This is a genomic window from Robertmurraya sp. (assembly GCF_036676585.1).
In the GTDB taxonomy this organism is placed as follows: domain Bacteria; phylum Bacillota; class Bacilli; order Bacillales; family Cytobacillaceae; genus Robertmurraya_A.
In genome coordinates, this window is the sequence record NZ_JAKFCQ010000097.1 from 1 (window position 1) to 6,521 (window position 6,521).

Consider the following 6,521-nt stretch of genomic DNA (forward strand, 5'->3'; position numbering starts at 1 on the left):
GACGTCCAAGTATGGATCCAGTGGTTTTAATTAAGATGATCTTCATTCAGTTCATACTAAGTTGCTTGACAATGACTAGGAATCCTTATTGCACAAGTTTTCCTAGTCAATCTTTAACAGCTAAACCGCTGATTGGAGCGGAAGGTGCTTGACTCCTGGGGGATCAGCAGGACAGGTGAGACCCCGCAGGAGCGTTAAGCGACGAGGAGGCTCACCGCCTGCCCCCCGGAAAGCAAGCACCTGGAGCGGAAATCAGCCTTTTCTCTACCATTCCAAATAAAAAATGACAAAAGGCAGCGAGCTTTTCGCTGCCTTTTGTCGACAATCTGAAACTACTTCTTAAGCAGAAGTAGTTTTTATTTATCCCCCTATATAGGACATTTCAATTTTCTTTTTATTTGCTATTGTTTCTTCCGTTCTTTCATCCGAATAACGATCATTTCTTCCATTCCAAATTTCAGTAATTCTTTGTTCAATTTCCAAATCAGACACACCGCTTCTCATAAAGTCACGAATATCGTGTCCGTTCCCATTAAACAAACAAGTAAAGAGCTGTCCATTAGCAGAAAGTCTCGAACGAGTACAGCTAGAGCAAAACGACTCAGAAACAGAAGTAATAAACCCGACATCTACGTTTGAACCCTTGTATCGATATCGCTTAGCAACTTCTCCGAAATAATCGGGATCAACAGGCTCTAACAAATAATGCTCATTTAATCGTTCATAAATTTCCTTTTTTGTTACAACGTCATCCATTTTCCATCCGTTTGTACTACCAACATCCATGTACTCAATAAAACGGAGTTGTAGTCCATTATCTTTACAAAATTGTGCCATAGGAACAATCTCTTGATCATTTAATCCTTTTTTAACAACCATATTCAGTTTGACACCTAGCCCTGCTTTTTGGGCCGCATGAATTCCTTCTATTACAGGTCCAGTTTTCACACCGCGACCATTAATCTCACCAAAGAGCTCGTCATTCAAGCTATCAAGGCTAACATTTACCCTCTTAAGACCAGCATCCTTTAATTCCTCAGCATACTTTGGTAAAAGAACTCCGTTCGTTGTTAAGCCAATATCCTTTAAGCCCTTTATTTTAGAGAGCTTCTCAACAAGCAAAGGAAGCTGTTTTCGAAGGAGAGGCTCGCCACCTGTGAGCCGTATTTTTTCCACTCCAAGTCCCACAAATATATAAGCCAACCGCTCAATCTCTTCGTAGCTAAGCAATTCATTTCTAGGTAAAAAAGCAAAATCGGGACCAAACACCTCTGCTGGCATGCAGTACTGACACCTGAAATTGCATCGATCGATAACCGATATTCTTAAATCTCGTAACGGACGGTTTAATTGATCAGTAATTTTATTCATGATAATCAACTCCATCGCAAGAGTATCTTGCATGCATTGTAGTTTATTTTATTATAACGGTAAATCACTTTACAACATAACTATTTTATTAAACGTGAACATATTGTTACATCATTCGTGAAGTTATTGACAACAATTCTTATTGCCCTCATTGTAGATGATAGAATCATTAATGTCTAAAAAAGGGTGAATCCGGATGTCAGCAGTTGTAAAAGAAACTCATTCAATAGAGATAAAAGAACTTCTTCATCTGGCTGACCGCCGTTTTATTGGAGAAAAAAATACTTTTATCTTTCAAGAAGGAATGGAAGCAGAGGAAATGTACGTCATTCTGTCAGGGAAGGTACAGATTAGTAAAATTACATCCGATGGCAGGGAGCTGTCATTAAGGATTTGCGGTAAAAATGATATTTGTGGAGAACTAACACTTTTTACTCATTCCCCTAAATATTTGCTTAGCGCTAGGGTACTTGAAGATGCAGAAATTGCTGCAATTAATAAGGACGTCCTTGAGAAAGAAATCTTTCAAAACAGTTCTCTTGCCCTAGAGTTTTTAAAATGGATGAGCGATCATTTCAGAAAAACGCAAACGAAGTTCCGTGATCTCGTTTTAAACGGAAAGAAAGGTGCATTATATTCGACTCTGATCCGTATGACCAATAGTTATGGTGTAGAGGTACAAAATGGGATCCTTATCGATCTTCCACTAACAAATCAAGAACTTGCCAATTTTTGTGGAACTTCCCGTGAAAGTACCAATCGCATCTTAAATGAACTAAAAAAAGAGCAAATTATTTCTATTAAAAAGAGTAAAATCATCGTTCATAATCTACAATATTTAAGAGATGAAATTGGTTGTGAAAATTGTCCAAAGGTTTATTGCAGTATTGAATAAATCGGAGTGCAGAGATTTTCTGCACTCTTTTTTTATGCTTTCTTTGATCTTAAAGCCTTTGGCACATAAACACAAAATGGTTCACTTTCTAGGTAATCTCCTGTCATAGCATATGCTCTTGAGCGTGAGCCACCGCACACATATCTGAACTCACATACGCCACACTTCCCTTTATATTTATCAGGGTTCCTCAAGTCTTTAAAAATCGGTGATTCTCTATAAATCTCGGCTAACGGCTGCTCACGCACATTCCCTGCTTTTATTGGTAACAGCCCACTCGGGTACACGTCCCCAATATGAGAAATAAATACAAAACCGTTTCCGTCATTGACCCCCTTGGGAGCTCTTCCTAACCCATCAATACTTCCTGTTAAGCCCTGACTAGTTAAAGCATCCAAATAAGATATATTTTCCTTATTCTTCTCTTCTTTCATTTTTTGCTGAATAAACACACGTCGATAATGTTGAGCGGCTGTCGTTTTTATATCAAAAGGTACGCGTTTGCTCAGCTCCTGAAGCCAGATAAATACTTTTTCATGCTCTACTGGAGAAATCATATCTTTTTCTTGTCCTCTACCAGTTGGTACTAAGAAAAAGACACTCCACAAAACACATTGCAACTTCTCAACTAGTGCAGCCATCTCGTCTAGGTATTCATAATTGTAGCGAGAGATCACCGTGTTGATTTGAATCGGTATTTCAAGTTCATGAAGGTACTGAATTCTTTCTATGGTTAAGTCAAATGAACCTGCTGTGCCACGAAAATGGTCATGTATTTCAGCAGTCGGACCGTCTAAACTAAAGGCCCAACGTGAGAGACCTACCTCCTTGGCTTTTTCGATTGACTCTTTCGTAACATTTGGTGTGGCACTTGGTGTCATCGATACGCGTACACCTTTTTTTACAGCATATTCGGCAATATCAAATACATCTTTTCTCAAAAGCGGATCTCCGCCTGTAAATACGAGCATAGGATTATTCATTTCATATATTTCATTTATTAATTTTTTACCTTCTTCAAAGGTTAATTCCCTTGGATCTGTTTTATACTGTGCTTCTGCACGACAGTGAAGGCATTTTAGCTGACAAGCTCTCGTTAACTCCCAAATAACAATAAACGGATCTTTGTTAAAGTCTCGACTGACCATCACATTGAGGACCTCCTGACAAAGCACAACTTTATGAATCATATACGTCCATTGTATAGGGATCTTCTCCTGAAATAAGTGAACTAGCTCACACAATCATATTTTTTATAAAAAAAAGCTAACCGCACGAGCGGTTAGCTTCCGTCCTATCGAATTCCAAGCGCAATCTTTGCGTATCTTGACATTCTATCTTTAGACCATGGTGGGCTCCAGACGATATTTACTTCTGTCTTTTTAACTTCAGGGATATCACTTAGAGCCTCTTTCACATTTTCCACAATAGAACCTGCTAACGGACAACCCATTGAAGTTAACGTCATTGTAATGGTCGCAGTACCTTCTTCGTCCATCTCAATATCATAAACAAGGCCAAGGTTCACAATATCTATTCCAAGCTCTGGGTCAACAACTAATTCCAAAGCCCCCATAATACTATCTTTTAAATCTTGATCCATTATAATCACTCCTTAAAGTTCAACTCTATTTACATGATAACAAAATGGTTTACATAAGTTATAATATAATGATTATTTTTCTGCTGAAGTGACGTACATCATACTTGATGAAAGTAAATGCTTATCAAACCACTCAACGGTTTTTAACAGCCCTTCTCTGCTGACCTTATGATCAGCCTTTTCGTCACTAATAAAATGTAGTAACTGAGGGGTTTGTTGATAATGTTTCTTAATGCTTTCGTAGTAATCATACGCATATGAATACGGAACAATATTGTCCCTTTTCCCATGCCAAAATAAAAGTGGTCTTCCCATTAATTTTTCCGGTTGCAGGCTTAAGTCTCTTTCTCGAAGACGATCAAATAATTCATCAATAGCTGACTGCTCAATTGGCAGTTCTTTTCCTTGATTTTTCAGCTCTGCAATTTGCGCTTTAGCAAGTTTTTCATAATAAGGCATACCCATAAGACTTACAGCAGTATGAATCCATGGATACTGTGTTAATGCACCTAGAGTAACAATTCCTCCCATTGAAGTTCCAACAACTCCAATCTTTTCAGATTCGATCAACTGACTTTCTTCAAAATACTTCTTCAGATCTTTCAGTTCTGAAATGGTTTGTAAAACAATTTCCCAAAAATGAAACTGCAAATGGGAACTAGTTTCTTCCGTCTGTCTCTCCCCATGATACAGACAGTCTGGTAGTAACACACGAAACCCTTTTTCAGCCAGTAAATAAGCATAATGCAAATTATGTTCCTTCGCACTCATAAACCCATGTATAAAAATCACGAGAGGGAGCTTCTTATCAAAAAGGTTCGTACGAGCCAAATGTAATAATGGAATCTCCCCTATTTGTTTATTTTCAACAGAAATCACAAAGAAAACCTCCAATAATAAGTTGAATTTTTTTACAGAAGGGAAGCAATATTGTTAACATAAGAATATGTACAACATTCTTTTATTAAGAATTTCTATATTTTAGTGTATCATGTGGACAAGTATTTTCCTAAAGGTTTACACTTAACCTACTACGTCATGAATCGAGGGATAGACATGAGAGAAAAACATTTAATTGCTTTAGACCTTGATGGTACTTTATTAAAAGACGATAAGACCATTTCTGAAAAAACGAAAAAAGTCCTTAACAGCGCCAGAGAACAAGGACATGAGATTATGATTGCTACGGGAAGGCCATTCCGCTCAAGCGAAATGTATTACCATGAATTAAACCTTACGACTCCAATTGTAAATTTTAACGGTGCATTTATTCACCACCCCCGTTCTAACCAGTGGGGAGCGTATCATACGCCTTTAGATATAGAAGTGGCAAAGGATATTGTTGAGGCACTAGACTCTTTTTCCTTTCACAATATTATTGCTGAAGTCATTGACGATGTGTATTTTCATTATCATGATGAAAAACTTTTAGATATATTCGGTTTAGGAAAACCGAATATTACAACAGGTGATTTACGAAGGTTCCTAAAAGAGTCACCAACTAGTATGCTGATACACACAGAAGAAGAGCAAGTGCAGGAAATCCGTAAGCATTTATCAGATGTTCATGCAGAGGTTATTGATCATCGTCGTTGGGCTGATCCATGGCATGTGATTGAAATTGTGAAATCAGGTTTGAACAAAGCGGTTGGCCTAAAAAAGGTATCAGAGTTCCTACATATTCCAAAGGAAAGAATTATTGCTTTTGGCGACGAGGATAATGATTTTGAAATGATTGAGTATGCTGGTCGGGGAATTGCGATGGGCAATGGCATTCAGCAACTAAAGACCCTTGCGAATGAGGTTACACTTACTAACGAGGAAGATGGAATTGCTATCTACTTAAATGATTATTTAAACTTAAAAGCACTGTAACAATATATACAAACCCTCCCATTTTTTCTTCTAGTAAGCGAGCAGATTAGTGAGCATACTAACACTTGAGGTAGCAAGCCTGTTACTTCAAAATAGCTCGGATATGGAGGGATTTGCAATGGGTAAACGCAATAAATCAAAACGCTTTGTACAACAAGGTGTAGATGCAGTATCCAAGCATGACGATCGTATCCCATATCATACAACCTATGCAGAAGCAGAAGCACAAAAAATGGCAAATGTGAAAGAATCATCACTTGGTGGAATATAATGGGAAATAGACTATTTATCGAAGCCAGAAAAGCAGTTGACCTTGCCAAAAACGCAACGGGCAGCGGCCAGTATGAAGCGATATCAAGAGCCAAAAATGCTTTATCTTCTGCATATGCTAACTCCACTGTAGCTGAACAAGCGCAGCTGCGAGAAATGCAAAACGAGCTAGATATATAAGAAAAGCGCAAGCGCCCTGTTCAGCACCGTATGGCCTGGAGCGCTCCAACTGAGATAAAGGAAACACGAAGAGCCAGAGGCGCATTCGTGCTTGACTTATCGTAGGACGGAGAGCGAAGGACACTAGGTGCTAGGGCGCTGGAGCTAGACAATTCTCAAAGTCGAAAATCTTATCTTATCTTTTAAAAAAAGAAGGCTGACGAGTTCGTCAGCCTTCCTTTATTATTCAAACACTTCTAAAACTACTGGGTGGGATTGTTGGTTTTCACCCTTTTCGGATTTCGTAAACAAATTCATAATCAAGGTACCATTTTTCGGAAGTTTCTC

General features: G+C 38.3%; 8 protein-coding genes. 4 read left to right on the forward strand and 4 right to left on the reverse strand.

Annotated elements, in window-relative coordinates:
• Window positions 1-360: 360 nt before the first annotated feature.
• Entirely contained in the window at window positions 361-1,371 is a 1,011-nt protein-coding gene (gene moaA / locus ACGLXV_RS13495; protein ID WP_391559033.1) for a GTP 3',8-cyclase MoaA, read from the reverse strand.
• A gap of 196 nt (window positions 1,372-1,567) precedes the next feature.
• Here moaA and ACGLXV_RS13500 point away from each other — a divergent pair, with 196 nt between their 5' ends.
• A complete protein-coding gene (locus ACGLXV_RS13500; RefSeq protein WP_119707223.1) occupies window positions 1,568-2,266 on the forward strand; it encodes a Crp/Fnr family transcriptional regulator in 699 nt (232 codons plus the stop codon).
• Window positions 2,267-2,298: 32 nt separating this feature from the next.
• Here the strand turns inward: ACGLXV_RS13500 and ACGLXV_RS13505 are convergent, their stop codons facing one another.
• From ACGLXV_RS13505 to ACGLXV_RS13515, 3 genes are all read right to left on the reverse strand, one after another.
• Window positions 2,299-3,414 carry a TIGR04053 family radical SAM/SPASM domain-containing protein gene (locus ACGLXV_RS13505; protein ID WP_205536730.1) on the reverse strand — a complete coding sequence of 372 codons (1,116 nt, stop codon included), beginning with the start codon at window positions 3,412-3,414 and terminating at the stop codon, window positions 2,299-2,301.
• Window positions 3,415-3,560: 146 nt separating this feature from the next.
• Window positions 3,561-3,869 carry a metal-sulfur cluster assembly factor gene (locus ACGLXV_RS13510; protein ID WP_119707221.1) on the reverse strand — a complete coding sequence of 103 codons (309 nt, stop codon included), beginning with the start codon at window positions 3,867-3,869 and terminating at the stop codon, window positions 3,561-3,563.
• 72 nt (window positions 3,870-3,941) lie between these two features.
• Window positions 3,942-4,748, reverse strand: coding sequence for an alpha/beta fold hydrolase (locus ACGLXV_RS13515; RefSeq protein WP_391559034.1), 807 nt, complete (start codon window positions 4,746-4,748; stop codon window positions 3,942-3,944).
• A 177-nt stretch (window positions 4,749-4,925) separates the two neighbouring features.
• Here ACGLXV_RS13515 and ACGLXV_RS13520 point away from each other — a divergent pair, with 177 nt between their 5' ends.
• The 3 genes from ACGLXV_RS13520 (at window position 4,926) to ACGLXV_RS13530 (ending at window position 6,194) form a co-directional block, all read left to right on the forward strand.
• On the forward strand, window positions 4,926-5,744 hold the full coding sequence (locus ACGLXV_RS13520; RefSeq protein ID WP_391559035.1) for a Cof-type HAD-IIB family hydrolase: 819 nt from the start codon (window positions 4,926-4,928) through the stop codon (window positions 5,742-5,744).
• A gap of 118 nt (window positions 5,745-5,862) precedes the next feature.
• Window positions 5,863-6,015, forward strand: coding sequence for a hypothetical protein (locus ACGLXV_RS13525; RefSeq protein WP_162927704.1), 153 nt, complete (start codon window positions 5,863-5,865; stop codon window positions 6,013-6,015).
• Window positions 6,015-6,194, forward strand: a complete 180-nt coding sequence (locus ACGLXV_RS13530) for a DUF3813 domain-containing protein (RefSeq protein ID WP_119707218.1) — start codon at window positions 6,015-6,017, stop codon at window positions 6,192-6,194. The genes ACGLXV_RS13525 and ACGLXV_RS13530 overlap by 1 nt, the downstream gene beginning before the upstream one ends.
• Window positions 6,195-6,521 lie beyond the last annotated feature (327 nt).

Bases quoted from the DNA above. Each gene is read 5' to 3' on its own strand.
- ACGLXV_RS13525 (WP_162927704.1), top strand. From the start codon at position 5,863: ATGGGTAAACGCAATAAATCAAAACGCTTTGTACAACAAGGTGTAGAT.
- ACGLXV_RS13520 (WP_391559035.1), top strand. From the start codon at position 4,926: ATGAGAGAAAAACATTTAATTGCTTTAGACCTTGATGGTACTTTATTA.
- ACGLXV_RS13510 (WP_119707221.1), bottom strand. From the start codon at position 3,869: ATGGATCAAGATTTAAAAGATAGTATTATGGGGGCTTTGGAATTAGTT.
- moaA (WP_391559033.1), bottom strand. From the start codon at position 1,371: ATGAATAAAATTACTGATCAATTAAACCGTCCGTTACGAGATTTAAGA.
- ACGLXV_RS13500 (WP_119707223.1), top strand. From the start codon at position 1,568: ATGTCAGCAGTTGTAAAAGAAACTCATTCAATAGAGATAAAAGAACTT.
- ACGLXV_RS13505 (WP_205536730.1), bottom strand. From the start codon at position 3,414: ATGGTCAGTCGAGACTTTAACAAAGATCCGTTTATTGTTATTTGGGAG.
- ACGLXV_RS13530 (WP_119707218.1), top strand. From the start codon at position 6,015: ATGGGAAATAGACTATTTATCGAAGCCAGAAAAGCAGTTGACCTTGCC.